Annotated in this window: 26 protein-coding genes; 8 read left to right on the top strand and 18 right to left on the bottom strand. The window is 32.8% G+C overall.

From position 1 onward, the window contains the following. Positions 1–80 precede the first annotated feature (80 nt). Positions 81–494 carry a glyoxalase gene (locus Q0783_RS14750; RefSeq protein ID WP_298757826.1) on the top strand — a complete coding sequence of 138 codons (414 nt, stop codon included), beginning with the start codon at positions 81–83 and terminating at the stop codon, positions 492–494. On the opposite strand, the gene Q0783_RS14745 is transcribed toward Q0783_RS14750, so the two are convergent. Beyond that, entirely contained in the window at positions 491–1171 is a 681-nt protein-coding gene (locus Q0783_RS14745) for a DUF2461 domain-containing protein (RefSeq protein WP_298896380.1), read from the bottom strand. The two genes, Q0783_RS14750 and Q0783_RS14745, sit on opposite strands and share 4 nt — an antisense overlap. 204 nt (positions 1172–1375) lie before the next feature. Between Q0783_RS14745 and Q0783_RS18385 the strand changes: the two genes are divergently transcribed. After that, complete coding sequence (locus Q0783_RS18385; RefSeq protein ID WP_366915446.1) at positions 1376–1747, top strand: hypothetical protein; 372 nt, start codon at positions 1376–1378, stop codon at positions 1745–1747. Positions 1748–1878: 131 nt separating this feature from the next. After that, on the top strand, positions 1879–2301 hold the full coding sequence (locus tag Q0783_RS14735) for a hypothetical protein (protein WP_298896378.1): 423 nt from the start codon (positions 1879–1881) through the stop codon (positions 2299–2301). A gap of 84 nt (positions 2302–2385) precedes the next feature. On the opposite strand, the gene Q0783_RS14730 is transcribed toward Q0783_RS14735, so the two are convergent. The 4 genes from Q0783_RS14730 to Q0783_RS14715 form a co-directional block, all read right to left on the bottom strand. Next, complete coding sequence (locus Q0783_RS14730) at positions 2386–3246, bottom strand: N-acetylglucosamine kinase (protein ID WP_298896376.1); 861 nt, start codon at positions 3244–3246, stop codon at positions 2386–2388. Positions 3247–3304: 58 nt separating this feature from the next. Beyond that, on the bottom strand, positions 3305–4306 hold the full coding sequence (gene gap / locus Q0783_RS14725) for a type I glyceraldehyde-3-phosphate dehydrogenase (RefSeq protein ID WP_298757814.1): 1002 nt from the start codon (positions 4304–4306) through the stop codon (positions 3305–3307). Between the two features lie 51 nt (positions 4307–4357). Then, on the bottom strand, positions 4358–5344 hold the full coding sequence (gene pfkA / locus Q0783_RS14720; protein ID WP_298896374.1) for a 6-phosphofructokinase: 987 nt from the start codon (positions 5342–5344) through the stop codon (positions 4358–4360). Between the two features lie 137 nt (positions 5345–5481). Beyond that, the gene (locus Q0783_RS14715; protein WP_298896372.1) at positions 5482–9882 is read right to left on the bottom strand and encodes a translocation/assembly module TamB; all 4401 of its coding nucleotides are present in this window, start codon (positions 9880–9882) and stop codon (positions 5482–5484) included. Positions 9883–9988: 106 nt separating this feature from the next. Here Q0783_RS14715 and tsaD point away from each other — a divergent pair, with 106 nt between their 5' ends. The 3 genes from tsaD (at position 9989) to Q0783_RS14700 (ending at position 12003) form a co-directional block, all read left to right on the top strand. Further along, complete coding sequence (tsaD, locus tag Q0783_RS14710; RefSeq protein WP_298896370.1) at positions 9989–11011, top strand: tRNA (adenosine(37)-N6)-threonylcarbamoyltransferase complex transferase subunit TsaD; 1023 nt, start codon at positions 9989–9991, stop codon at positions 11009–11011. Positions 11012–11088: 77 nt separating this feature from the next. Beyond that, the gene (locus tag Q0783_RS14705; protein WP_298896368.1) at positions 11089–11415 is read left to right on the top strand and encodes a TfoX/Sxy family protein; all 327 of its coding nucleotides are present in this window, start codon (positions 11089–11091) and stop codon (positions 11413–11415) included. Then, positions 11416–12003: a hypothetical protein gene (locus tag Q0783_RS14700; protein ID WP_298896367.1), complete on the top strand. Its 588-nt coding sequence runs from the start codon at positions 11416–11418 to the stop codon at positions 12001–12003. Position 12004: 1 nt separating this feature from the next. Here Q0783_RS14700 and Q0783_RS14695 read toward each other — a convergent pair whose 3' ends face one another. Further along, positions 12005–12787 (bottom strand): tRNA pseudouridine synthase A, encoded by a 783-nt coding sequence (locus tag Q0783_RS14695; RefSeq protein WP_298896365.1) that lies wholly within the window; start codon positions 12785–12787, stop codon positions 12005–12007. 101 nt (positions 12788–12888) lie between these two features. On the opposite strand from Q0783_RS14695, the gene Q0783_RS14690 reads away from it, so the two are divergent. Continuing rightward, the gene (locus tag Q0783_RS14690) at positions 12889–13683 is read left to right on the top strand and encodes a LytTR family DNA-binding domain-containing protein (protein ID WP_298896362.1); all 795 of its coding nucleotides are present in this window, start codon (positions 12889–12891) and stop codon (positions 13681–13683) included. A 96-nt stretch (positions 13684–13779) separates the two neighbouring features. Continuing rightward, entirely contained in the window at positions 13780–15024 is a 1245-nt protein-coding gene (locus tag Q0783_RS14685) for a S41 family peptidase (protein WP_298896360.1), read from the top strand. Positions 15025–15111: 87 nt separating this feature from the next. Here the strand turns inward: Q0783_RS14685 and hisIE are convergent, their stop codons facing one another. The 12 genes from hisIE to fabG form a co-directional block, all read right to left on the bottom strand. Next, positions 15112–15708: a bifunctional phosphoribosyl-AMP cyclohydrolase/phosphoribosyl-ATP diphosphatase HisIE gene (gene hisIE / locus Q0783_RS14680; protein ID WP_298896358.1), complete on the bottom strand. Its 597-nt coding sequence runs from the start codon at positions 15706–15708 to the stop codon at positions 15112–15114. A 42-nt stretch (positions 15709–15750) separates the two neighbouring features. Next, complete coding sequence (gene hisF / locus Q0783_RS14675; protein ID WP_298896355.1) at positions 15751–16506, bottom strand: imidazole glycerol phosphate synthase subunit HisF; 756 nt, start codon at positions 16504–16506, stop codon at positions 15751–15753. 1 nt (position 16507) lies between these two features. After that, positions 16508–17224, bottom strand: coding sequence for a 1-(5-phosphoribosyl)-5-[(5-phosphoribosylamino)methylideneamino]imidazole-4-carboxamide isomerase (gene hisA / locus Q0783_RS14670; RefSeq protein ID WP_298896353.1), 717 nt, complete (start codon positions 17222–17224; stop codon positions 16508–16510). Then, positions 17221–17802, bottom strand: coding sequence for an imidazole glycerol phosphate synthase subunit HisH (gene hisH / locus Q0783_RS14665; protein ID WP_298896351.1), 582 nt, complete (start codon positions 17800–17802; stop codon positions 17221–17223). Before hisH ends, hisA begins: the two co-directional genes overlap by 4 nt. Further along, on the bottom strand, positions 17802–18935 hold the full coding sequence (gene hisB, locus Q0783_RS14660) for a bifunctional histidinol-phosphatase/imidazoleglycerol-phosphate dehydratase HisB (protein ID WP_298896349.1): 1134 nt from the start codon (positions 18933–18935) through the stop codon (positions 17802–17804). The genes hisH and hisB overlap by 1 nt, the downstream gene beginning before the upstream one ends. After that, the gene (gene hisC / locus Q0783_RS14655; protein WP_298896347.1) at positions 18935–19969 is read right to left on the bottom strand and encodes a histidinol-phosphate transaminase; all 1035 of its coding nucleotides are present in this window, start codon (positions 19967–19969) and stop codon (positions 18935–18937) included. The genes hisB and hisC overlap by 1 nt, the downstream gene beginning before the upstream one ends. After that, on the bottom strand, positions 19966–21252 hold the full coding sequence (hisD, locus tag Q0783_RS14650) for a histidinol dehydrogenase (protein ID WP_298896344.1): 1287 nt from the start codon (positions 21250–21252) through the stop codon (positions 19966–19968). Before hisD ends, hisC begins: the two co-directional genes overlap by 4 nt. Beyond that, positions 21252–22109, bottom strand: coding sequence for an ATP phosphoribosyltransferase (gene hisG, locus Q0783_RS14645; protein WP_298896342.1), 858 nt, complete (start codon positions 22107–22109; stop codon positions 21252–21254). Before hisG ends, hisD begins: the two co-directional genes overlap by 1 nt. Positions 22110–22369: 260 nt before the next feature. Next, positions 22370–22912: a hypothetical protein gene (locus Q0783_RS14640; RefSeq protein WP_298896339.1), complete on the bottom strand. Its 543-nt coding sequence runs from the start codon at positions 22910–22912 to the stop codon at positions 22370–22372. After that, complete coding sequence (locus tag Q0783_RS14635) at positions 22913–23728, bottom strand: prohibitin family protein (protein WP_298896337.1); 816 nt, start codon at positions 23726–23728, stop codon at positions 22913–22915. It lies immediately after the preceding gene. Between the two features lie 11 nt (positions 23729–23739). Continuing rightward, positions 23740–25773 (bottom strand): VWA domain-containing protein, encoded by a 2034-nt coding sequence (locus Q0783_RS14630; RefSeq protein ID WP_298896335.1) that lies wholly within the window; start codon positions 25771–25773, stop codon positions 23740–23742. A gap of 16 nt (positions 25774–25789) precedes the next feature. After that, positions 25790–26536, bottom strand: coding sequence for a 3-oxoacyl-[acyl-carrier-protein] reductase (gene fabG / locus Q0783_RS14625; RefSeq protein WP_298757752.1), 747 nt, complete (start codon positions 26534–26536; stop codon positions 25790–25792). Positions 26537–26608 lie beyond the last annotated feature (72 nt).

Below are 26608 nucleotides of genomic sequence, written 5' to 3'. Positions count from 1 at the left end.
TTAATAACACCGTTGACAACATATAAAACAGTCTAAATATTTAGAATGCTTAATGTCTATATTTAATAAAAATTAAAGCCATGAATGATCGATCTACTAACTTAAAATCTATACGCCCTATAATAGCTTCAGCACAAGTTAATGATTCAATGACCACTGATGAGTGCTTTCAAAATGCGACCTTACGTCCTATAATAAAAATGCAAAACCACCTATTGATTCTCGTGTTTAGAAACTATATAGAAAAACGGAAAAATGTATTTTATGATCTATCCTTGACTAAACAATTAGCTTATATAGAAAATGCTATTCATAAAGACATGAAGTTTAGAAATTCAGTAAAGGGAATGATCATCGGACAATTCACCGTCGAAGAATATGAGCTATATATTCAAAATTCTTCAGCATTAAATAAGCGTATGATGAATATTGTCAAAGAACGCCTAGTTAGTAATATTCAATTATTTACACAACCATTGGCAAAAGCTATTTAAATAATAGATTCTCCATTCAAATTGGTTGTTAGCACATCGCTCATATAATCAAAAAATGGTCTAATGACTTTAAATGAAGAATTAACATCACCTATAAAGTCATCACTTGTCACCTCTTTATCCGTATATTTTTTTGTAAAAATGTATTGTTTTTTCCTAATAAGATCTATAGCTGGATGATCTTTATCAAAATCTCTTGGCGCAGTTTTTAGTTCATCTCCAACAAAATCTCCCCAAACTGACTTAAATTTTTTCTGACCTATAATTTTGCGTATCTCTTCATCATCCTGTTCAAACTCTCGACGTATTCTTAATAAGTCATCTTTATTGGGTTCCCAAAAACCAGTCGCGATAAAGGATTCATTATTGGGTTGAATATGAACATAATATCCTCCTCGTAGTTCTGGTTTTTTTCTGTGGAAAGATCCACCAAAGTGCGTTTTATATGGCAACTTATTTTTTGAAAATCGTACATCTCTATAAATTCTGAATAATTTAAATTCATCAACAACGTCATGTTTATTTAAAGTATCGTAGATAAATTGATATGCCTCTTTTGCTTTTGCCTCATTGGTTTTAAATTCTTTTTTATGCTCGTTGAACCAATCACGATCATTATTTTTTTCTAATTTTTTAAAGAAGTCTAGAATCTCTTTTGAGAATTTTGGAGTTGCCATTTGATCTGTTTTTTCAGTTTAAAAATACGAAAAAGTATTGATTGTAATAAACAGTAAAATACATACTAAAACTAATGCTTTCGTATAAAGTACGTTAGCATAAAAAAGAATAAATCATGCGTATAATATTAAACCTTTAATATTTTGTTCCATGCCATTTATTAAAAAAACAAATATTTGAAAGTATAACATCTTTTAGGCATAATGACCATCTATAAGGCAATAAGTTATATCTATGTAAATGACTGGTTTACAGGATTTAAAATCATTACCTTTGAATTATTAATAAATAGCTTGCATATTGGTGTTTTTTTTACTAATATGCGAGACTATTACTACAAATATATATACATGGGAAGACCTCCAACAAGACCAATAAAATTCAGAGATGGATTCTATTTAGAAATACGAAATAAAGGTAAAAGTACTGGAATTAAATTACACAGAGACACCAAGGAACAGATGATGCGAACTATAAAAGAATATGAGCATTCCAAAGATGTCCTTATTTTAGGTGAATCTAAAAATGGAAAATGGGTTAATAAAACACCTGTACTTCATGTTGTAGAAGATTAAAGTACACATAAATTTAAGTGTTACAAACTCAACTTAGTTTTATAATTATTATAAAATTGAGTTGAGTTTTTTCATGTTATAGCATTAATTTTTATAAATTGTTGTGTTTAACTAACTAAAATCACTTAATTATGACAGATAATTCAACTAATAAACCACCTGTTTGGTTTTGGATCGTAAGCGTGTTAGCTCTAATTTGGAACCTTCTTGGTGTTGGAGCTTATTTATCACGACATTTTATGACAGATGAAATGATAGCCGAGTTAGAACCACAATTACAATTTGAAATGGCTTATGAGCATCCAGCTTGGTATACGGCTATATTTGCTATTGCCGTATTTGGAGGAGTGTTAGGCTGCTTAGGCTTATTACTAAGAAAAAAATGGGCCTATGTACTCTTTATAATATCATTTTTATGTGCTACAGCACAACAAATCTATTATGTAATGGAAGTAGAAGGTACAGATAAAGTAATGCCAATAATGATTGTCATTGTATGTCTATTTTTGATATGGTTCTCAAAAATGGCAACATCAAAAACTTGGATAAAATAACAATCTAACCAACCTATTTTATCCTAAAAAGGCATTAGAAAATTCTAATGCCTTTTTTGTTTTCATATTGTTTTAACTCATACATCACATATTTTTAATGTGATAAGCGACTAGACCTTCAATAGGGCGTCTTTCAAAATTTCCTACTATAAATCCTAGTTCATCAGCAACTTCACGTATTTCTGTTTCAGAAAAGAACGCTATAGAACCTGCAAAATGCACAGGCACTGTTTTGAGTTCTTCCTTATATTGAAATATCATATTATTTGTAAATACTCTAATCCCGTTTTTGATAAGTATTTTTATATATTCTGAATCTTTATTCAAAAACATAAACTCAGCAAAGCTAGCTAAATATGCATTTGGATTTGGCTGCTTATATAAATTATATTTTATATAATCTGCATCCAAATTAAATTTATGCTCAAAAGCCACTTTAATATCTTCTGGCATATTATTATAGTAATAATCTTTGATGAGCTCTTTTCCGAAGTAATTACCAGACGCATCATCCATAATTGTGTAACCCAATGACACTACACGTTGATGCAACTTATGACCATCAAAATAACTACAATTAGAACCCGTCCCCAAAATACAAACAACTGCAGCTTCATCGTTATGATTAAGTGTTGCTCTTACAGCAGCCATAGTGTCTTCTTGCACATCAACGACAGCATTAGTGAAAATAGATTCTAATATACCTGTAAGAATTAATTTTGGATTCGTTGTTCCGCAACCTGCACCATAAAAAAAGATGTGAGTGACCTGATCTTTAAATTGCATGAGTTCGTCACTCTTCTTTATAATCTTATTAAGTTTTTTCTCTTTTAAAATTGCTGGATTAAGTCCTTTGGTACGGATTTTTTCATGAAGTTGTTCCCCATTTTTATCAACGGCGATCCAATCGCATTTTGTAGAGCCACTATCAGTAATTAAAATCATGAGCTAGGTATAAAAAATAAATCCGCAGTTTATAAATAGCTGCGGATTTAAATGAATATTATAATGTATTTACTTTTTGAGCAAGATCAACTAACTTATTAGAATAAGCAAACTCGTTATCATACCATGAAACAAGTTTAAAAAATCTTGAGTTGAGTTCGATACAAGCGTCAGCATCAAAAATACTTGTACGTGTATCGCTAACAAAATCTTGAGAAACTACAGCATCTTCGGTATAACCTAAGATACCTTTCATAGAACCTTCAGATGCTTTTTTGAATGCTTCTTTAATAGCTTCTAATGAAGTTTCTTCTTTTGTTCTAACAGTTAAATCTACCACAGACACGTCGGCAGTTGGCACTCTAAATGCCATACCCGTTAATTTCCCATTTAGTTTTGGGATAACTTTACCCACAGCTTTGGCTGCTCCAGTAGTTGATGGGATAATATTAACGATTGCTGAACGTCCCAAACGGTAATTCTTACGAGAAGGACCATCAACAGTTAATTGTGTAGCTGTACTAGCATGAATAGTTGTCATTAACGCTTCTTCTAATCCGAAGTTATCATCAACTATTTTTGCCATTGGAGCCAAACAATTTGTTGTACAAGATGCATTTGAAACAATGTTATGATCTGCTGTAAGCTCGTCGTCATTAACACCCATAACAAACATTGGTGCATCTTTACTTGGTGCAGAAATCACAACTTTCTTAGCGCCTGCTTGGATATGATAATCTGCAGTGTCTAATGTTGTAAAAATACCTGTACATTCTGCTATTACTTCTGCTCCTACTTCATCCCATTTTAAATTTTTAGGATCTCTTTCAGCAGTTACTCTTACTGTTTTACCATCTACAACTAAATGTCCATCTCTCACTTCTACAGTTCCGTCAAAATTCCCATGTACAGAATCATACTTTAATAAATATGCTAAATGCTCTACATCTAGCAAATCATTAATTGCAACAACATCTACATCGTCACGTTTTACAGTTGCTCTAAACACGATTCTTCCAATTCTACCAAAACCGTTTATTCCTAATTTTAAATTTGACATTTTCTTCTTTATTTATTTTTATTATGTTATTATTTGATTTCTTAGTCGAAATTATACAGTCATAATATCAGAGACGCGTAACAATTCCATATTGATTTCAGATTTACCTTTTACGGCTTTATCTAGAGGTGTTAATGCTATTTTATCATTTAAAAGGCCAACCATTAAATTGGTTTTTCCTTCTATTAAAGCTTCTACAGCCTTAACGCCCATTCTACTTGCCAAAACACGATCAAAACAAGAAGGCGATCCGCCACGTTGCATGTGTCCTAATACTGATACACGAACATCATACTCGATCATATGCTCTTCGACATAATCTTTAAGTTCAAACACATTTTTACCAATTTTATCACCTTCGGCTACAACAACAATGCTTGATGATTTTCCAGATTGCTTACTGCGTCTTAAGGATTCTAGTAATCGATCTAAACCTAGATCTTCTTCTGGAATTAAAATTTCTTCTGCTCCTGCTCCTATACCGACGTTTAATGCAATGTGACCTGCATCTCGTCCCATAACTTCTATAAAGAACAATCGATTATGAGAACTTGCAGTATCTCTAATTTTATCTATAGCATCTACTACAGTATTTAGTGCTGTATCATATCCCAAGGTATGTGACGTCCCGTAGATATCATTATCAATGGTTCCAGGTATTCCTATAACAGGAAAATTAAACTCCTTGTTAAAGATCATGGCGCCTGTGAATGTTCCATCTCCTCCAATTGTGACCAACGCATCAATATTAGCTTCTGTCAATTTTTCATAGGCTTGCTTTCTACCTTCAGCAGTTCTAAACTCATGAGATCGTGCCGATTTCAAAACAGTACCACCTTTATTTATGATCCCTTTTACACTTCGAGCATCCATAGATTTGAAGTCACCTTCGATCATACCTTCATAGCCTCTGTAAATACCAACACATTCGATATTATGAAATGCACAGGTTCTCACCACAGATCTTATGGCAGCATTCATTCCTGGAGAGTCTCCTCCAGAGGTCATTACACCAACTTTTTTTATCTTTTTTGACATATAATTTCTATTTCAAAAAGTAAAGCTAGTAAACAAAAACTACAATAAAAATGGAATTGGAGTTTATTTAACAAGGTGACAAAAACTCAAACGTTTTCGTTAATAAAAAAAAGAAAAAATGTTAAAAATGAGAGAGATTAATTACTTTTTGAGTCATTTTTTGATTTGATATTGATAAAGTCTGGAGTTAATTTTTCAAGGTTTTCTTCTTTTTTCTTTACAGGTTTTTCTTTATCCTTTTTATTCTTACCAGAAAATATAATCTGTAGTAATTCTTTGAACGTATCAAATTCGACATTATAAGTAATACCAGCTCCTTGAGTATAGCCAATTTCTTCTCCAAAATTTCTAATGCTATTTTCTCTGTTAAAAAATGAAGCTTTTAGTGTACCATCTTCATTAAGTAACACATCAATTCTAACATCTCCTGCAATAACGGTTTCTTCAACACCTCCAATAGGCACACCAACTTTACCATTAATAAGAACACGATCACTAATTTTAGTACTTAAGGTAAGATCTAATCGATCACCAGTTTGATAATCGGCTGTTTGTTCACCTGGTTTATACCCAAAAGATGCTTGCACCTTATCATTTCCTGTTGACAATATGCTGTTTATTAATCCATTCACCCTATCGGCAACCGTCCCATAAGCTTGCTGACCTAGACCAATATCACTTTGAAACGAACCAGTAACAAGTAAGAATGTTCCTTGTGTAAAACGACTTTCTTTAGTTTCTAAACGATAATCAAGCTCAGATTTAATGGTAGAATTCACTGTTGGGAAATTAAACGTAAAATCAGATTCTGGCTGTTCTAATTGTCCGATAAGATTTATCTCTACTTCAACATCAATACTTCGATTAATTGGGTTATCAAGTAGTACTGATGGATTCGCTTCGGTTTGGTAAACAGCAGTTAAGTCTATATTCGCTTTTAGAGGGTCACCTTCCCAACGTATACTTCCGCCTGGAACAACCTGTAATTTCTTTTGTACCAATCCTCCATAAGCAAAATTATAATTCCCTTCAACCACTTGGAAGTCTCCAAACATCTGAAACTTTCCATTGGTATTGATATCAAATAGTAAATTTCCGTTTCCTTTTCCTTGAATGGTACTTCCTTGATTTCTATCAATTACAATTTCAATATCAGCATACGGATTAACAAATAAGTTAAACTCTAACTCTAAGCCTTTTACTTCTTTAGCTGTAGCTACTTCACCTTTTTCACGGGCTTCTTTTTCTTCTGGACTAATAAAGCGTATATAAGAGTTTTCTCCGTAGGTTTCATAGTCATTTAAAGGGATTTTAAAGATTGTCCCTTCAGCAGTACTACCATTAAATTCAATTTTTAATTCATTTGTTGGACCAACAATATCAGCAGTACCATTAACAAATGCTGTTCCATAATACAACTCTTCTTCATCATATTCGGTATCAAGAACCAATAAGCGATCGGTTTCAATTTTTAAGCCTAATCGCCAATCTGAAAAATTCTGGTGTCCAATAAATCCATTTAAAGTCGCCTTAGAGAAAAACTCAGAATCGGTAATCTCTACATCTTGAAATATAAACTTTTGCGATTCTAATTTGACTTGAGAATCAAAATCGAAACTATAATCCACATTGAGATATGGAATAGTCAATCCAGCATTATCTAACAATAAATCGCCATCAAATTGTGGTTTTTTTAAACTACCAGACACTTTTGCATTTCCTGAAACTAAACCTCTTATATTGGTAATTACTCCTTCACCAAAAGGATCTAAAGGATCTAAAAGAAATTCTTCAAAAACAACATTGAGATCAATATCATTAGAATCTACATCAATGGTTCCTTTGGCATCAAGCGATTTTAAATTGTCATTTGTAAGCGTTACATCTACATCATAATTGGTTAAGGATTGATTTCCTTTTATCAATGCATTTAACTCACCCAGCTCATAATCATTGGCTTTTAAATCACTAATCACAACAGTAGAATTAGGTAAATAGACACCCTCTTTTTGGAGAACCTCTAACTTTCCATTAACTCGTCCTTCAAGTTCTAAACTATCCACTCTAGGTGTGATCTTGGTAAGATCTACATCTGTAAAATCTAATTTTAAATCTTTGTAATTACCGCCTTGGAGTACACCAGACAATTCAATTCGTTCATCAAAATGATTCATTACCATTTGGCCAATATCAAAATTTTTGAAATCTCTTGTAAACGCTATTTTATGAAGGTTGTTCTTTTCTTCATTTATTGTCCAGGTATTTCCTTTAAAGGTAACGTCTGATTTTCTAAACCCTACAACCGATTTATTATTCTCATCAATAGTATAAAACATACTGAGATTAAAATCATCAGCATTTCGTTTTCCACCTTTAAATTCTGATTTAATAAATAATGTATCACGTTGGGTAACGTTAATCAAATTGAACTTCGATACATCATAATACTTGGTACTTAAAGTATCAATTTCAACATAGGTATTAAACAATGGGTTACTATTATCAATAAGCAATGAAATGTCATTAGCGAAATAATCGAATAGCTTTATTTGTGGCGATTTAAATGTTAAATTAAACTGTTTCTCATCAGTTTCTATTCGTCCTTTTACTGTAGTGTTTGGTCCGAGTTGCACATCGTTATAGAACACTTCAACAATTTTGTTATAAACTTTGAAATCAAACTCTAGGTATTGATCTGTTTCAATTTCATTCGGAATATAATTGGTGTAAATACTACCCACCGAATTTTCTACCAGTTTACCAATATCTTTAAATTTAAAATCACCACTCATTGTTCCTTGAATAATGTCTGGAGAATTTATAGTTAAGATTCGTTTTTGATTATCAAACTTAGATTCAATTTTAAAATCTTTAAAATAGTATTCGTCATTTTGATTAACATAGGTTGTATTCTTGAAATTTAGAGTTCCGTAGGCATCATCAATTGTAGAACCTTTCATCGAAGTAGTCACATTTCCACGAAACACAGAGGTACTGTCCTTGGTAATAAAATTAAGTGCTTTTAAGTTGGCATATTCAACGTTGGCATTAAAGTCGAATGTCTTTACTTCTTTTGAAAGATCTGCTAATCCGTTAAATTTAAATTTGAAATTTTGATCATTAGATTGTAATAATCCGTTAAAAATTTGATTTCCTAATTTACCTGAAACATCAACATCTTTATAATCATAATCATTGTATTCAATATGAAATACTTTACCAGTGATTTGTGTGCTTAAATTATCAAGAGTAAATCCTTGACCATCTACATCCAAATTAAATGAAGTGGTCTTTACTTTTGGATCATTTAATAAAGCACCTATATTAAATTCATCAAAAACAACATTTCCTTTATAACTCGCATTATCAATATCATCAACACGATTCATCTCCATATCAGATACAATCAAACCTAGTTCTGTATTGATGTTTAAATCTGCATCAATTCTAGTATCTGTAATAAAAGATGTTCCGGTAATGGTAAAATTACCAAGTTTTGAAAATACGCTAGGGATAGATTCTCCCAATATGTTGGGAAGCAACGCTCTTAAATCGTAGTAGTTTGATGACAAATTATCAAAACGTCCATTCATAGAAAAATCACCTTCGGCTTTACTAAACAGGTTTTTAAAATTTATGTCACCATAGATTTTACTTCTTCCACTCGCATTAAGCTGAAGATCTTCAGCATTTAAATCATTAAGAGTTCCTGTAAGGTTAACACTCAATTTTGCTTTTTGGTTCTTACCAAACTCATCATAGAAAGTATTAAGGTCATTTAAGAACACTTCTGAGTTTCTAAAATTTGCCGTTACCTTAACCTTGTCTTCAAATTCTTTGAAATCTTCTCGATTGTAATCGAAACGCACATTTCCAATAAGACTAGAGTTGTCTGTTTTGATACTAAGATTATCAAAAGTCATATGTGTTAGTGTGTACTCGAAATCGGTAGACATATTCTTGACATAAGCACCACGACTATCTTTAAAGTTTAATGTATTTATTCGAGCATTGACATCACTTCCTGCTATAACAAAATTGGTCGCGTTGATATTAAGGTCGTTAAACTCTAAAACTTTATGCGTATCTCTGTTTTCATCAATGAGTCTGAATGTGCCATCATATATAGACACATCGCTAGAGGATAACAAAAATTCACTTTTCTCCTCCCTCGGGTTATCTTCATCAAATTTTGCAACAAAAATATCTAGATTAGTATCATTGGCGCCTTCATAGGTTTTAACATTAAAGGTCAGGTTCATGATATCAATATCACCAAAATTTAATTTGCCGTTGGAAATATTACGATAATTTAAGATGGACGTATTAAGCTCGTCAATAGCAATTAGTGTATCTTTTTTGTAATCTTCAATGTAAATTTCTTTAAGTTCTACATCACCATTAAATTGAAGTCCGACCTTACCAATATTGATATTCGTGCCGAAATCATCATTAACTCGTTTCGTCACATATTTCCCTACACTTGTTTGAACTGCAGGTATAGAAAACACCAACACCAAAATGATGAATAATAGCAAAATAATTGCTAATATTTTTGATACTATTTTCAGGAATTTCTTGATACGCTATGAAAGTTATAACTTTGACCTCAAAATTAACAATTATTGTGCCTAATTTATATTAATGACATCACAAAATATATATATTCTTGCTATAGAGTCATCATGCGATGATACAGCAGCTTCTGTAATGCATAACGGAAAGATTTTAAGTAACATTGTAGCTAATCAAAAAATACATGAAGCCTATGGTGGTGTAGTTCCAGAATTAGCCTCAAGAGCACACCAACAAAATATCGTTCCTGTGGTTGATCAAGCATTAAAAAAAGCAGGCATTAACAAAGATCAGCTAAGTGCCATTGCTTTTACAAGAGGTCCTGGATTAATGGGCTCTTTATTGGTTGGAACTTCATTTGCAAAATCGTTGGCTTATGGTTTGAATATTCCACTTATTGATGTCAATCATATGCAAGCACATATTTTGGCTCATTTTATTGATGAGGCCGATTTTGAAAAACCTCCTTTTCCGTTTTTAGCAATGACCATATCTGGAGGGCATACCCAAATCGTGAAAGTGAATTCGTATTTTGATATGGAAGTTATTGGAGAAACTATTGATGATGCTGTTGGAGAGGCCTTTGATAAAAGTGGAAAAATATTAGGATTAGGATATCCTGCAGGACCCGAAATAGACCGTCGTGCTAAATTGGGTAATCCAAAAGCCTATGCATTCACCAAGCCAAAAGTTGACGGACTTAATTTTAGTTTCTCTGGATTAAAAACGGCTATACTTTATTTTGTTCAAAAACAAGTAAAAGCCAATCCCAACTTTATCGAAGAGCATTTAAATGATGTTTGTGCCTCTATTCAGTATACAATAATTGGGATACTAATTGACAAGCTCAAACTCGCGACCAAACAAACTGGAATTAAACATATTGCCATTGGTGGAGGCGTTTCAGCAAACTCTGGAATACGTCAAGCATTAAAAGATGGTGAGCATAAATTTGGTTGGACGACCTATGTACCAAAGTTTGAATATACAACAGACAATGCAGCTATGATCGCTATTGTTGGTCATTTAAAATACCTCGAAGGTAATTATGCAGATCAAAGTGTGATGGCTTCGGCTCGATTAAAAATTTGATTGAAACAATAATTATTTTGGTAACTGTAATAAGTCAAATTATATTTATTGTCAATATCATCATAAGCAAATAAAATATGGCATTCAACGAGCAACTCGCCAATCGCATTAGAGAACAACTCAAGTTTTTTCCCGAAACATTTACTGAAAAAAGAATGTTTGGAGGGCTCTCATTTCTATATAAAGGAAAAATGACAGTAGGCATCATTAAACAGGAATTAGCTGTACGCATTGTTTCAGATAAAATGGAAATCGAATTAGCCAAACCTACAGTTAGACCAATGGATTTCACAAAAAGACCAATGAAAGAGTTTGTCTATGTGTCTAACGAAGGTATTAAAACAGAAACCGAATTATTGAACTATATCGAATTAGGGTTAGAACATGCTAAAAGTAAATTATAGATGAGCGAATTTCATGTCATCTCAAGACTACTCAACCAATTTCTAGACAACTTATTTTTTGGTTTTGCATTAACAACCATTTTTGCATTAATTACGTATTTGTTCTTTAAAACTAAACTGATTTATAATTTTATATACCACTCAATTAGAGTTGCAAGAGTTTTGGCCATTATTTATTTAATTTTGTATCTGGTCTCGACGATATCTTATTATCATTCTAGTGATTTTGAGTTTTTTAGTAAAAGAGCTACAGGTCCTTATGCTTGGGCCTATTGGTTAATGTTACTACGACCATTTATATTTTGCGGATTGATACAGTTATTCTGGTTAAAAAATGTACGGTCAAAGATGCGTTACGTTGGTTTATTGATGATACCAATTTCAATAGCAACATTGTTTTCGGGTGCTATGTTTGAAAAACTGGTGATTATAAATTCATCCTATCACCGAAGTGTCTTCTCTGAAGATTCTCAATTTGAATCAGAGATGTTATTAATTGTTGCATCACACATTATAGAAACATGCATATTATTTTGCGCTTTAGTTTTTATAAGTTGGGCAATTAGACGCGAACCAAAACTTAAGTAGTTTATTCAAATTCTACTGAATTCAATATCAACCCAGAAGCTGGCGCAATAAAATCCATAACAGCTGTGCTTTCTGGTTTCAAGGAATTTTCAATATAAGATAGATCTACTTCACCTCGACCTAGTTTAATAAGTGTTCCCATCATTAAACGGATTTGATTTCGACCAAAGCCTTTTCCCTTGACAATAAGTGTATAGGTTTTCTTCGGAAAAAAATTAGCTGTAAACAAATCATTTTCAACGAGACTGCAACTATCTATTGTTCTTTCATACAAACCATTATCTGTCGCTCTAAAACAATACGGCTTAAAGTTATGCGTGCCTTGAAACAATTGAGCACCTTTTTTCATGAGTTCAATATCTAAATCATGAAGAATGGTAGTCATTATTGGCGCACAAAACGGATGGCATTTTTGACCATAAGTAAACAGGTACACATATTCTTTTATTTTCGAATGCTGAATAATATTAAAGTCGGCATCTACTTCCTCTATTGCTAAGGCTCTTAAATCCTGAGGCAAGTTATGGTTGAATAATGCCAAAAAAGCCTCTTCATCTTCAATTTTCTCGTAGATAAAGAGTTCAAATGCTGTTTCATTAGCAGATACCATAGCATCTGTACGTCCTGAGCCTAAGGTTTTAAATTGCTTTCCGTCGAGAATAAAATTAAGTGTTCTATCGATCATTAAATGGATCGTTTTGAGTTTAGGTTGCTTTTGCCAACCATGAAAACGATAGCCTAAGTATTGAATCTTTATTAAATAGTAAAAGCGTTTGTTGAACATAAAGGCAAGAACGCTAATTTGTGAGTTTTTACAAAATTTTTGCAGCTAATGTTATTGGTAATTATCTATTGAAGTTTTATTTTTAAGCATAAAATGTGCTAGTGAATACGAAATATCCATTTGACCCTTCAATTAAACATCATCTTATCATTGCTTTAGGTTTAGCGATTTGGATTTTTGTCTTCCTATATTTCACAGAACCGCTGGACGTAAATGAATTTGGAGATACAGAAAAGCTTATTTATTTACCCCTCTACGGATTGATTGGTGCCTTGTTGTATGTTGTTATATTACCAATGCAGATATGGTTATATAAAAAAAATGGTGCGACTTGGAAACTATCAAACGAGTTACTCTTAATAACCGTTTTTATTTGCATAGCCATTATCACTTTGCGCTTGTTTTACTTGTATTTTATTGTTGAATGGCATCCCAATGCTTATGAGTTCTGGTATCATTTAAAAGCAATCATGCTACCAGCTATATTGACAATTTTGCCTATAGTAATTATAGGACGTTTTGCTTTTGGAAAGTATAAAAACAAGAAACTTGAGGAACAGAAAATAGAAATAAAAGGAGAAGGTAATTATGAAGGCTTGCGTTTACTATTGAAGGATTTGATTTGTATCCAATCATCCGATAATTACATTGAAATATTTTATAGTAATGGTAACCAACTCAAAAAAACACTCATTAGAAATAAGTTATCAGTTATTGAAAAATCCTTTCCAGAACTACTAAGAACACATCGAAGTTTTATAATCAACCCTTTCCATTTTCAAAACTGGAAAACAGAGAAAAGTAAGCATTTTTTAGCATTATCCTACCAAATTGAAGTTCCAATTTCTAAAACGTATTTAGAGAACATCAAAACCCAATTATTCACCACAGTCTAGATACATTTCACCCCAAATACGCGTTATTATTGAGTAATATGTGATTTCTAAAATACATTTGTTTCAGAAAGTTTAATCACATACAATTAGTTTACAATGAAAAATTTAATCACATTTAGCCTTTATCTTATTTTCTCTATCACATCTACCTTTGCACAGTCTCAACCTTGTGATTGTAAATCGGATTTAGATTTCTTAGTTGAAAAAATGAAAGACATGCCATCCTATAAAAAGCAGATCAAAGGGCAAAAACTTGTGGAATTTCAAAACACCTACAATGAATTGTCTAGTAAAATGATATCGCCAGTTTCTGTTTCAGAATGTTTTAGAATGCTAAACCAACAACTTATGGTTGTTACCGATTTTCATGCAAAAGTAAGAGCTAACGATTCCTATCTTTCAGAAGAGAACTACTATGATGAAGACAAACAGCAAGTATTTTTAAATTCTGATACTTTTATAAAACACCCAAGAACTACATTAGAACTTACTAATTTGGAAAACGAACTTAAGAATAAACCAAAACATAGTATTGAAGGAGTCTATAACTATGGGACACAAATAGTATCTGGAATTTACAAATCTGATGAAAATACTATTGTTGGAGTCATATTATCTAGTGCCATTAAGATATGGGAACCTGGTCAAATACAATTCATTGCTAAAAAAAATCAGTTTGGAAAGTATGACATGTTTACCTATCACAATAGAAGTCGACAATTATTAATGGTCAAAAATTTAACTTTTGAAAATGAAAGGTTATGGAGTTATAAAAAGGTTGGCAATACTTTAAATTTTGAAACACGCATCAATAACAAATCGAATTGGGATTTTAAGCAAATTAATGATGATGTACAATACGTGTACTTTGGTGAGTTTAGTTCTTTCACAACTGACAACAGAAAAGCATTTAAAAATTTCTATAAAAAACATAAAAACTCCTTTACGGCTAAACATATCATAATTGATCTGAGAAGTAATGGTGGTGGAAATAAAAAACTCTCTGATCCTTTTATAAAATTACTTAGAAAAAGTAGAGCAAAAATATATGTGTTAACCAACTGTTATACTGGGAGTAATGCAGAGCAATTTACAACAAAGCTTAAAAAGATAAAAGGGGCTATACATTTAGGACAAACCACTTATGGTTCACTTGCTTATGGGATCAATTATGGAACAAGTTACGATATGCCATCTGGGCATTTTAGAGTTGTTCCTACCGATATGAATTTTCATCGATTCTTTAACTATGAAGGTCATGGAATTACTCCAGATATCAAATTAGATTTTGATCGTGATTGGATAGAACAAACATTGGAAATTATAGAGAGTAACAGCTAATAGTAACAACAATTTAAGTGTTTCTAATGCGCGATTAAACTTTCTGTTATACATTAGAGTAACTGTCGCTAATAGCTTAGCGGCAGTTTATTTTTTTCTATTCTTAAGGATATTAACAATATCATTCAATTTAAAACCTTTAGCTTGTAAAAGGATCAAGTAATGAAATAACAAATCTGCACTTTCATTTAAAAACAACTCATCATTAGAGTCTTTGGCTTCAATAACCGTTTCTACGGCCTCCTCTCCCACTTTCTGTGCTATTTTATTAATCCCTTTAGAAAATAAAGACGCTACATAAGACGTATCCTCTTGTGCATTATGTTTTCTGCTTTCTATAACCGTTTCTAATTCTGAAAGAAATCCAAAGTCTTGAGTATTATCTTCATTCCAGCACGTATCTGAACCTTTATGGCATGTCGGACCTTTAGGTTTTACCTTGATTAATAGCGTATCATTATCACAATCCAATTTGACATCAACCAGACTAAGCACATTTCCACTCTCTTCTCCTTTAGTCCACAAACGTTGTTTGGTTCTACTAAAAAAAGTCACCTGTTTCGTCTCTAATGTTTTCTTTAAAGCTTCATCATTCATGTATCCTAACATCAACACTTTGTTTGTTGCAGCATCTTGTATTATTGCAGGTACGAGTCCGTTGTTTTTATTATAATCTATATTCATTGTTGTTTATTATAGATGTTGAAATTAGTTCAACATAGCGACTCATAGCCGCACTTCAATATTGTTATTCTTCAATTCTCTTTTTAAATCTAAAATATCTATTTCACCAAAGTGAAATACACTAGCAGCCAAAGCAGCATCGGCATTTCCATTTTCAAAAGCATCAATAAAATGTTGTGTAGACCCAGCACCTCCAGATGCAATAATTGGAATATTTACAATTTCAGAAAGCTTGGCTAAGGCATCATTTGCAAAACCGGCTTTAGTACCATCGTTATTCATTGATGTAAATAAAATTTCTCCAGCACCTCGCAGTTCAACCTCTTTAGCCCAATCAAACAAATTGAGATCAGTAGGAATAGTGCCTCCAGCTAAATGCACCATCCATTTATCTTCTATTTGCTTCGCATCAATTGCTACTACCACACATTGGCTACCAAACTTTCGAGATAACTCGTTAATTAATTCTGGACGTTTTACAGCACTCGAATTTATAGAGATCTTATCTGCTCCACAGTGCAGTAAATCATCAACATCTTCAATAGAAGAAATCCCGCCTCCTACCGTAAATGGAATATTAACCTGCTCTGCAACTTTCAATACCATATCGTGCATAGTTTTCCTTCTTTCTAATGTGGCCGAAATATCTAAAAACACCAATTCATCTGCTCCAAGGTTTGCATATTGCTTTGCCAACTCAACAGGGTCGCCAGCATCACGCAAGTCCACAAAATTGACACCTTTAACTGTCCTACCGTTTTTGATATCTAAACAAGGAATAATTCGTTTTGTTAGCATACTATAAGTGTGTTTCTAAGTCTCTTAATAAAATATGGCCTTCATAAATAGCTTTTCCTATGATGGCGCCTTCACAGCCTAAATCTTCCAAGGCGTTTAAATCATCAATTGATGTCACACCTCCAGAGGCTATCAACCTAACCTCTTTTGTTTCGTTAAGTATGCGTTTATAAAGATCAAATGACGGACCTTCAAGCATTCCATCTTTAGCTATATCTGTACAGATGACATACTTTACACCTTTGCTTTCATAAGCTTTAATAAAAGGAATCACATTCATATCGCTTTCTTCTTGCCAGCCACTCACAGCAATTTTTTCATTATTACAATCGGCTCCAAGCATAATTTTTATTCCACCATAGGTATTAAGCCAACCTTCAAAGGTTGTAGGGTCTTTAACAGCAATACTTCCACCTGTAACCTGTCTAGCACCAGAATTAAAAGCAATGTGTAAATCCTCATTAGACTTTAAACCTCCTCCAAAATCAATCTTTAAATTGGTTTTTGAAGCAATTTGTTCTAAAATTTTATAGTTTACAATATGCTTGGCCTTAGCACCATCTAAGTCTACTAAATGCAAATATTGAATCCCATAAGATTCAAATTCTTTAGCCACTTCAACAGGGTTCTCATTATATACTTTTTTAGTATCATAATCACCTTTAGTAAGACGTACACATTTGCCATCTATGATATCTATTGCTGGTATAATTCTCATAATTCTAAAAAGTTTTTTAATAATTGTTCTCCTGCTGTACTACTCTTTTCAGGGTGAAATTGAACACCATAAAAATTCTCTTTTTGTAATGCAGAGGCATAACTAAATTCATAATAGGTAGAGGCGATACTTTCTTCACATTGCTCTGCATAATAACTATGCACAAGGTACATGAATTCATTCTCTTTTATACCATTGAATAATTCAGATTTTAAATTAGTAATGGTATTCCACCCCATCTGAGGCACTTTCACTTTATTAGAAAAACGCTTAACTTCAGCATTGAAAATCCCTAGTCCTTCAGTATCTCCTTCTTCAGAACCATTACACATAAGCTGCATTCCTAAGCAGATTCCAAGTACTGGCTGCTTTAATTTTGGTATGACATCATCCAAACCAGTTTGCTTAAGCATTTTCATTGCAGAGCTTGCTTCTCCTACTCCAGGAAAGATCACTCGATCTGCTGCCTTTATGATAGCTGGATCATTAGAAAGTTTAGCCTCAACTCCTAAACGTTTAAAAGCAAACTGTATACTTTTTATATTTCCTGCGCCATAATCTACAATAACTACACTCATTACAAAAGACCTTTTGTTGATGGCAATATCATTTTTTCTACATCGCGTTTAACGGCCATTTTGATAGCTTTTGCAAAAGCCTTGAAAATCGCCTCAATCTTATGATGTTCATTCGTGCCTTCAGCCTTTATATTCAAGTTGCATTTGGCACCATCTGTAAACGATTTAAAAAAGTGATAGAACATTTCTGTTGGCATTTTTCCTATCATTTCGCGTTTGAATTCAGCCTCCCAAACCAACCAGTTCCGTCCACCAAAGTCTATAGCGGCCTGCGCAAAACAATCATCCATAGGCAATGAAAATCCGTAGCGTTCAATACCAAGCTTATTGCCTAAGGTAATTGCAAATACTTCACCTAGAGCAATGGCAGTATCTTCAATTGTGTGGTGCTCATCGACCTCTAAATCACCATCAACTTTAATCGTTAGGTTTAATTGTCCGTGACGCGCAATTTGATCTAGCATATGATCAAAAAAAGCAATTCCAGTATCAATGTCACTTTGACCAGTTCCATCAAGGTTTAAATCTATTTTAATCTCTGTTTCATTGGTGTTTCGCTCAATACTTTTAGTTCTAGCATCAGCTTTTAAAAAAGTGTAAATCCTTTCCCAATCATTACTTTCCAAAGCAATGAATTTATTTAAGGCTTCTCGTTTAACAGTAATTTCATCAGTTCCAAGATTGGTGTCATCATTAATAAAAATACCTTTTGATCCTAGGTTCTTAGCTAATTCGATATCTGTTAAGCGGTCACCAATAACAAAAGAGTTATCCAAATCGTATTCCGTAGAAAAATACTTGGTCAATAAACCTGTATTAGGCTTTCGTGTTGGAGCATTATCTTTTGCGAATGTTCGATCGATATATTGCTCTTTAAATATGACACCTTCAGCTTCAAAGGTTTTTAAAATAAAGTTATGTACTGGCCAAAAGGTGTTCTCAGGATATACATCTGTACCCAAACCATCTTGATTGGTAATCATAACAATTTCAAAGTCTAACTCGTTCGCAATCTTACTTAGATATTGAAATACTTTAGGATAGAACTCTAACTTTTCAAATGAATCAATCTGTTCATCTGCTGGTTCTTTAATAATGGTTCCATCTCGATCTATAAATAATACGCGTTTCATTATAATGTGTTCAGTTCTTTAATTAGTTTTATATTTTCCATTTGTGTACCCACTGAAAATCTTAGACAATTGGTACAACCTGGCTCATTGGTTCTATTTCTTACAACTATTCCCTTTTCTATTAGTTGGTTGTATCGCATAGTTGCATTATCAACTTTTACCAATAAGAAATTGGCATCAGATGGATAAATAGTATCTACGAATGCTATCATTTCTAGTTCGGTTCTTAACCACTTGCGCTGTTCTAGGATTTTTTGAATTTCGGCAAAAACCAATTTATAATCTGACAATCGCTCTAAAGCTTTTCGTTGAGTAAGTTCATTGATATTATATGGTGGTTTTATTCTATTTAGCACAGATATAATTTCGACGGAAGCATAACAAACACCCAATCGAATGCCTGCCATACCGTAGGCTTTAGAGAGTGTTTGTGTCACAATTAAATTTGGAAACTCATCTAAACGACTCAACCAACTTTCGGTATTAGAAAAATCGATGTACGCCTCGTCAATAACTACAATACCATTAAAATTATGTAATAACTGTTCTATGGTTTTAGATTCAAAACTATTAGCCGTAGGATTATTTGGAGAGCATAAAAACAGTAGCTTTGTAAAGGGATTTACTACATCTAAAATGTCTTTAGTTCTAGGCTGAAAGTTATGATCTAACTCAATTTTTTGTACTTCAATTGCATTGGTCTGAGCTAGCACTTCATACATTCCATACGTTGGTGGCAATGTAATTATATTGTCCTTGTTTGGCTCACAAAACACTCTAAAAATTAAGTCTAAAACTTCATCGCTACCATTTCCTAACAATATATTTTCTACAGGTATCTTTTTTATATCAGAAAGATGCGTTTTAACTAGCGATTGTTGCGGGTCAGGATATCGATTAACACCATTTTCAAATGGGTTTTCATTAGCGTCAATAAATACGAAATCACTAGACAGTTCCTTAAATTCATCTCGAGCAGACGAATAAGGTTTCAAGGATTTAATATTATTTCTAATTAAGCTAGTTATTTTCATTCTTTCAAATCTTTTAATCGTAATGTTACGGCATTCTTATGTGCTTGTAAGCCTTCAGCTTCTGCCATTAGTTCGATAGTTTTTCCAATGTTTAGAATCCCTTCTTTTGATATCTTCTGAAATGTAATACTCTTGGTAAAACTGTCTAGGTTGACACCAGAATACGCTTTACTAAATCCATTTGTAGGCAACGTATGGTTAGTTCCAGAAGCATAATCACCTGCGCTTTCTGGCGTATAATTTCCAATAAATACAGAGCCAGCATTAGAAATATTATCAATATAAAAATCCTCATTAGATGTACATATGATAAAGTGTTCTGGTGCATATTCATTGATAACATCCAAAGCTACTTCATGAGTTTCAACATATATTAGTTTAGAATTATCGATAGCTTTTTGTGCCATATCTCTACGAGGAAGCTTTAGCATCTGTTGCTCTATCTCAAATTTAACCTCGTTAATAAACCCTTTAGATGTAGATACTAAAATCACTTGGCTATCTGCACCATGTTCGGCTTGACTCAATAAATCTGAGGCCACATAATTTGCTTTTGCAGTATCATCTGCGACCACTAACAATTCACTTGGACCAGCAGGCATATCAATAGCAACACCATATTTTGTTGCTAATTGTTTCGCTACTGTCACGAATTGATTTCCAGGACCGAAGATCTTATAAACCTGTGGAATGTGTTCTGTGCCAAATGTTAATCCAGCAATAGCCTGTATACCACCAACTTTAATGATCTTGGTAACACCACATAACTGAGCGGTATATAAAATTTCATTAGCAATTTTTCCTTTACTATTTGGTGGTGAACACAATACAACATCATTACACCCAGCAATTTGAGCTGGAACAGCTAGCATCAAAACTGTAGAAAACAAAGGAGCAGTTCCTCCTGGAATATATAATCCAACTTTTTGAATTGGGCGCTTTTCTTGCCAACAATTTATACCTTGACTGGTTTCTACAGTAATGCGTTCTGTTTTTTGAGCTTTATGAAAAATCTCTATGTTAAGCTTTGCTGTTTTTATAGCAGCTTTTAAGTCTTCAGAAATGAACTCAGAAGCCCCTTCTATTTCTTTTTTAGATACAATTGCCGACTCAAATTTTGCACCATCAAATAATTCTGTGTATTTAGAAATAGCCTTATCACCATTACGTTGTACATCATTAAATATCTCATTAACCGTATTTTCAATAGTCTCTACAGTTTGTGTTGGTCGCTTTAAAATACTAGACCAATCTGATCGTTTTGGGTTTATTATCGTTTTCATTACAGTACCATATTTTCGATTGGACACACTAAAATTCCTTCTGCACCATTCTGCTTAAGTTCATCAATAATTTCCCAAAATTCATTTTTATTAATCACTGAGTGTAGAGAGCTCCATCCCTCTTTTGCTAACGGCAAAATAGTTGGACTATTCATACCAGGTAAAATATTGACAATAGCTTCTAACTTATCATTAGGTGCGTTAAGCAATACATATTTACTCTGTCTTCCTTTTAGAACTGATTGTAAGCGAAACCGAAGTTTATTTAAAGTACTCTCATTTTCCGAGGTAATTAAAGGTGAAACTGCAAGTACAGCTTCAGATTTCAATAGGATTTCTGCTTCTTTTAGTCCGTTTTTAAACAATGTACTTCCACTAGAGACAATATCAACAATTGCATCTGCCAATCCAATATTTGGAGCAATTTCAACAGAACCGTTAATAATGTGTAAGTTGGCATTGACATTATTTCGTTCTAAGAACAGGTTCACCGTATTTGGATACGATGTTGCAATGCGCTTGCCTTCAAGATCTTTAATTGAGTTATAGTTTTTAGACTTCGGGATAGCTATAGACACTTTACATGATGAGAACCCAAGTTTTTCTAAAATCGAAATACCATTGCCTTTTTCTACTAAAACATTTTCTCCTATGATTGCTGCATCTACTACACCATCTTTTAAATATTGAGGTATATCACCATTTCTTAAATAAAAAACTTCCAAAGGGAAATTCTTGGCAGATGCCTTGAGTTGGTCTTTTCCATTATCAATAGAGATTCCAACGTCTTTCAATAGCTTCATAGAATCGTCGTGAAGTCTACCTGATTTTTGTACTGCAATTTTTAATTTACTCATTTTTTGATTTTAATGTTTCAGTTTGAGTAAATCGCTTTTGGTAATTTAAATTATGGAAATAAAAAAAACCGTTTGACTTACTCAAACGGTTTTTAAATATGTTGATTTTATTCAATACATCTTCAGCTCGCTTGAGTGCTAGAGTGAAAATGATGATGATGTAGTTGAATAAAAGTCATTTGTTGTTTTGTTTGAACAAAGGTTGCAAATTTTTATCTACAATTCCAAATCCTTTTTTAATTATTATGATTTATTTAATACTAATCCGATTTTGGGCATGTTGTCCATGGCAATCCACATTGGTCGTTATATCCTAACCAACCCTCGATTTGCTTTTTACCAACGGTAAATTTTACTTTTGCCCATAGGTCATCAACTTCAATCACATTTACTTTTTGAAAGTTATCTAACCTGTGAATCTTATTAGATGTTACTGATGGTAAATCGTATAAATACACATGATGTTTATCACTATAATTATCTGCATTAATTAAAAAACCAATATTCTTTACCCAATAATTCTCATAATTATAATCTATATGAGAAGACGGCAAACGTGAAATCTTTTTAATTTTAAACCAGCCATACTCACTCTCTAAAATGGTTAATTTATACCATGCGTATTTATCATCAATATTATAAAGTGAGTCAACAATCTTTCCATTGATACTATCATATACTAATATTGGTCGTTTCACCTCTTTATCATAATAGCATTCTACATAACTATTTGATAGTAAGTTGTTGTCACCATGAATTAGGAAACTCAAGCAACATAATAAAGAGATGATAATCGTTTTCATTTATTGATTTCCTAAAATTATAGGCATCCCAGAATCTCCAGAACCAATTACAATAACTTTACTATTAGGCGATTCGGAGAGTTTTAATGTCGCTTCAATACCTTTTTCTTGTAATATTTTATCAGTTAGAGAAGCACTTAAGATTTTATTGGCAATCGCTTTTCCATCGGCTTCAACACGTTGTCTTTCGGCTTCTTTTTCAGCAGTTTGCAATAGGTATTTATACTTTTCCAATTCTTGTTCTTTCGTTTTTTTATCTTCAATTGCTGCCGTAATCTTTTCTGGTAATTCTATTTTCTCAACAAGGACTTGAAGTAAATCTATATAAACAGCAGATAAATCCTTTTTGGTCTGTTCTTGAATTTCATTTTGAATAGAATTCTTTTTAGACGAATACAGTTCTTCTGCAGTATACTGACCAATAATACTTCTTGCAACAGAATTTATAGCTGGCTTAACTTTTCTGATGTAGTAATCAACACCTACAGTTTGATGTAGTCGACCTAGATTTGAATAATTAGGTTTGTATTGAATAGTCAAATCCACTTCAATAGGTAAACCATCAACAGACAGTAATGCAGGTAATTGTTCTTGCACAGACTGATCTCTTACTTCATATTTAATCATACTATTCCAAGGTGCTACAATGTGAAACCCTTCACCATAAGTGTTTTCTAAGTCAACACCTCCAGAAAATTGTTTGTATAATACACCACCTTCTCCTGAATCGATTGTGACTGCAGATTTTGCAAAAAGTATGATAAGCACCACAATACCAAACATAACTGGTAGTGCAACTTTTGGTAATTTTTCCATAATTATAGTTTTTAAATAAGTCCGTTATATTTTCTAATAAACCACTCAGCTGCTAGACTTAATGCAATGAGTGCGAGAAGATATTTCCAATCAATCAAAGGTACGACTTTTTTGGTGCTTTTTTGAATGGTTGCAAATCTAGAATCGTTTAGCAAGTCATTTGCTATTGCAGCAGTATTATCAATAAAATAGGATTGGCCATCACTACTATTTGCCAGACTTTGAAGCTTTGTTACATTGGCATTTAAAAACTGTTGCTCGACGTTATAATCTAATATTTTGAGTTCACCGGATTTAGAAATATTTTCGTTATTAACGCTTACTATAAATGAATAATTTCCAGCTTCTAATCCACTTAAATCCACTTCATAATTTGTATTCTTTAGTACAAATGGAAACGATCTAGTGCTGTCTGTGTCTTTACTTTTAAGCGTAATATTTAAACTGGCATTGTCTTCAAATTCATAATTCTTATTAAAGAATTGCGCTGTGATTTTGACATTATCATTTCCGTTATAAAATGATTCATAATTTACATTCAATCTTGTACGACGCTGACTTGTACTAAGGTATTGAACCAATTTTCCTATAAAATTATCAAACGAATTAAATGAATTTTCATTGAGAAAAGCCTGAGCTCTCCACCTCCAAATACCTTCACCTAAAATTAGAGCCTCGCGTCTATCATTAATTTCAAACGTAGAAATAAGAGGCTCTTCTATTTGTGTCCCGTTTATAGTCTTGTACAAAATGGTTTCAAATGGAATCGAAAATATCGTTTCACCAAACTCTGCTTTTAAAGGCGGAAATTCACCAAAATTTAAATTATCAACTATAAATGTGGCATAATTCTGATTTAGTGTAGGCTGATATTCTTCAGTTTGATTGGTGAGTTGTTGTTTATAATTAGCCTGCAATTGATTTAAAAGCGACCAGTTGGTTTTGGTTCCAGCTACAACAATCTTGTTTAGTTTCAAGCGATCAATTTCTTTGAATAGCGCTCTAAAATTATTGGTGGGCTGATATACAATTACGAGTTGAAAATCATTTGCTTTATTTAAAAACTCAGTCGTTGATAAAATCTCCGCATTTCGTTGTTCGTTACTTTCTATCGATTTTTTAAGTGCACCAAGATCTGGATGCAACACATCAGAAACAATAGCCACATTTGTCTTTTGATCTATAACTTCAACAGCAAAATTCTTTACATTATTTATGGTATTCTTCTCGTTATTTAACGGTACAACTTGTGCTCTATAACTTGTGACTCCTACTCTATTTGCTGGTAGCGTCAAATTTACAATTTGTGAGGTTATCGTTTTACTAAACGTGATAGGCTTTGAAAATACTGTAGTTGCACCAGATGTAATTTTGAGTTGGGTATTTACAGTTGAATTGCCATTATATGTTGCTATGACTTCAACAGGAAATTTATTTTTCAAATACGCATAGCGATTCACATTTAATTGCTGAATTTTGACATCTGTATATGTTGTTGTATCACCTAAAATAATAGGAAATACAGCTTGTTTATAACGCTTTGTCAGATAGGCATAATCGTTTCCGTAGGTTTGGTTTCCATCGGAAATAAGAAGCGTTGGTGATATGGAACTATTATATACTTCAGCTAAACGTTCAAACACTAAAGCTAGATTAGATTGTTTTTCATCAAATGACAACGAATCTGTTGCGTTTACTTCTTTTCCGAAGCTATAAAATTCAATATTAAAATTTTCATTTAAGGCCTCATTCGCTTTTAACGAATTTATGAGTTGCGAAGTATTTTGTGACTGTTCAAGATAGCTCACAGATTCAGAATTATCAACAGCTACAACAAGATTTGGTTTTTCGTTGTAATAACTAACCTGATCAAATTTTGGATTAATAAGTAACAAAAAAACAGAGAACAATGTTATAAATCTCAAGGCTGATAATAACCAAGAACGAGGTCCTTTGATCTTGGATTTATAAGCATACTGAAATAGCGCTAGTAATAGCGCTATAATTCCAGATATGATGATATAAGTTATTGTTTCTGTTTGCAAGTATTACACATCTATATTAAGTAAGCATTCCACCATCAACATTTAAGGTTTGTCCAGTAACATAAGCACTCATATCACTTGCTAAAAACACACAAGCATTAGCTATATCTTCTGGATTACCACCACGTTTTAGAGGTATAGCAGCTCTCCACCCTTTTACTGTTTCTTCATCTAATTTTGCCGTCATTTCTGTTTCAATAAAACCTGGAGCGATGACATTACTTCTAATATTTCTAGAACCTAACTCTAAAGCGACAGATTTTGAGAACCCAATGATACCAGCTTTTGAGGCTGCATAATTTGTTTGTCCTGCATTACCTTTAACGCCAACAACAGAACTCATATTTATAATAGATCCTTTACGTTGTTTTAGCATTGTGCGCTGAACTGCTTTGGTCATGTTAAAAACTGACTTCAAATTCACTTCAATCACTTTATCAAAGTCATCCTCTCCCATTCTCATGAGCAGATTATCTTTTGTGATTCCTGCATTGTTTACTAAAATATCTATACTTCCAAATTCGGCTAGCACATCTTCGGCTAGTTTTTGAGCGTCTTCAAAATTAGCTGCATTACTTTGGTACCCTTTAGCCTTAATGCCCTGGGTGTTTAATTCTTTTTCTAAAGCATTTGCTGCTTCAACCGAAGAACTGTATGTAAATGCCACATTGGCTCCATGTTGTGCAAAAACTTCTGCAATTCCCTTACCAATACCTCGACTAGCGCCAGTAATAATTGCTGTTTTTCCTTCGAGTAACTTCATATTTAAATTTTTAATAGTTGGTAGTCAAATATAGCAATTACAAGTTGCAAGAAATAAAAAAACCTCACAAAA

It is taken from the genome of uncultured Psychroserpens sp. (genome assembly GCF_947500255.1).
Taxonomy (GTDB): domain Bacteria; phylum Bacteroidota; class Bacteroidia; order Flavobacteriales; family Flavobacteriaceae; genus Psychroserpens.
This window is presented reverse-complemented; position numbering and strand designations above follow the sequence as displayed.

Coding starts and splice junctions, on each gene's coding strand:
- Q0783_RS14700 (WP_298896367.1), top strand. CDS start 11,416: ATGAGCGAATTTCATGTCATCTCAAGACTACTCAACCAATTTCTAGAC.
- hisC (WP_298896347.1), bottom strand. CDS start 19,969: ATGAAAATAACTAGCTTAATTAGAAATAATATTAAATCCTTGAAACCT.
- fabG (WP_298757752.1), bottom strand. CDS start 26,536: ATGAAGTTACTCGAAGGAAAAACAGCAATTATTACTGGCGCTAGTCGA.
- hisB (WP_298896349.1), bottom strand. CDS start 18,935: ATGAAACGCGTATTATTTATAGATCGAGATGGAACCATTATTAAAGAA.
- Q0783_RS18385 (WP_366915446.1), top strand. CDS start 1,376: ATGACCATCTATAAGGCAATAAGTTATATCTATGTAAATGACTGGTTT.
- Q0783_RS14735 (WP_298896378.1), top strand. CDS start 1,879: ATGACAGATAATTCAACTAATAAACCACCTGTTTGGTTTTGGATCGTA.
- hisG (WP_298896342.1), bottom strand. CDS start 22,109: ATGAGTAAATTAAAAATTGCAGTACAAAAATCAGGTAGACTTCACGAC.
- Q0783_RS14640 (WP_298896339.1), bottom strand. CDS start 22,912: ATGAAAACGATTATCATCTCTTTATTATGTTGCTTGAGTTTCCTAATT.
- hisH (WP_298896351.1), bottom strand. CDS start 17,802: ATGAGTGTAGTTATTGTAGATTATGGCGCAGGAAATATAAAAAGTATA.
- gap (WP_298757814.1), bottom strand. CDS start 4,306: ATGTCAAATTTAAAATTAGGAATAAACGGTTTTGGTAGAATTGGAAGA.
- Q0783_RS14685 (WP_298896360.1), top strand. CDS start 13,780: ATGAAAAATTTAATCACATTTAGCCTTTATCTTATTTTCTCTATCACA.
- Q0783_RS14695 (WP_298896365.1), bottom strand. CDS start 12,787: ATGTTCAACAAACGCTTTTACTATTTAATAAAGATTCAATACTTAGGC.
- Q0783_RS14745 (WP_298896380.1), bottom strand. CDS start 1,171: ATGGCAACTCCAAAATTCTCAAAAGAGATTCTAGACTTCTTTAAAAAA.
- Q0783_RS14750 (WP_298757826.1), top strand. CDS start 81: ATGAATGATCGATCTACTAACTTAAAATCTATACGCCCTATAATAGCT.
- hisF (WP_298896355.1), bottom strand. CDS start 16,506: ATGCTAACAAAACGAATTATTCCTTGTTTAGATATCAAAAACGGTAGG.
- Q0783_RS14730 (WP_298896376.1), bottom strand. CDS start 3,246: ATGATTTTAATTACTGATAGTGGCTCTACAAAATGCGATTGGATCGCC.
- hisD (WP_298896344.1), bottom strand. CDS start 21,252: ATGAAAACGATAATAAACCCAAAACGATCAGATTGGTCTAGTATTTTA.
- hisIE (WP_298896358.1), bottom strand. CDS start 15,708: ATGAATATAGATTATAATAAAAACAACGGACTCGTACCTGCAATAATA.
- Q0783_RS14635 (WP_298896337.1), bottom strand. CDS start 23,728: ATGGAAAAATTACCAAAAGTTGCACTACCAGTTATGTTTGGTATTGTG.
- pfkA (WP_298896374.1), bottom strand. CDS start 5,344: ATGTCAAAAAAGATAAAAAAAGTTGGTGTAATGACCTCTGGAGGAGAC.
- Q0783_RS14705 (WP_298896368.1), top strand. CDS start 11,089: ATGGCATTCAACGAGCAACTCGCCAATCGCATTAGAGAACAACTCAAG.
- hisA (WP_298896353.1), bottom strand. CDS start 17,224: ATGAGAATTATACCAGCAATAGATATCATAGATGGCAAATGTGTACGT.
- tsaD (WP_298896370.1), top strand. CDS start 9,989: ATGACATCACAAAATATATATATTCTTGCTATAGAGTCATCATGCGAT.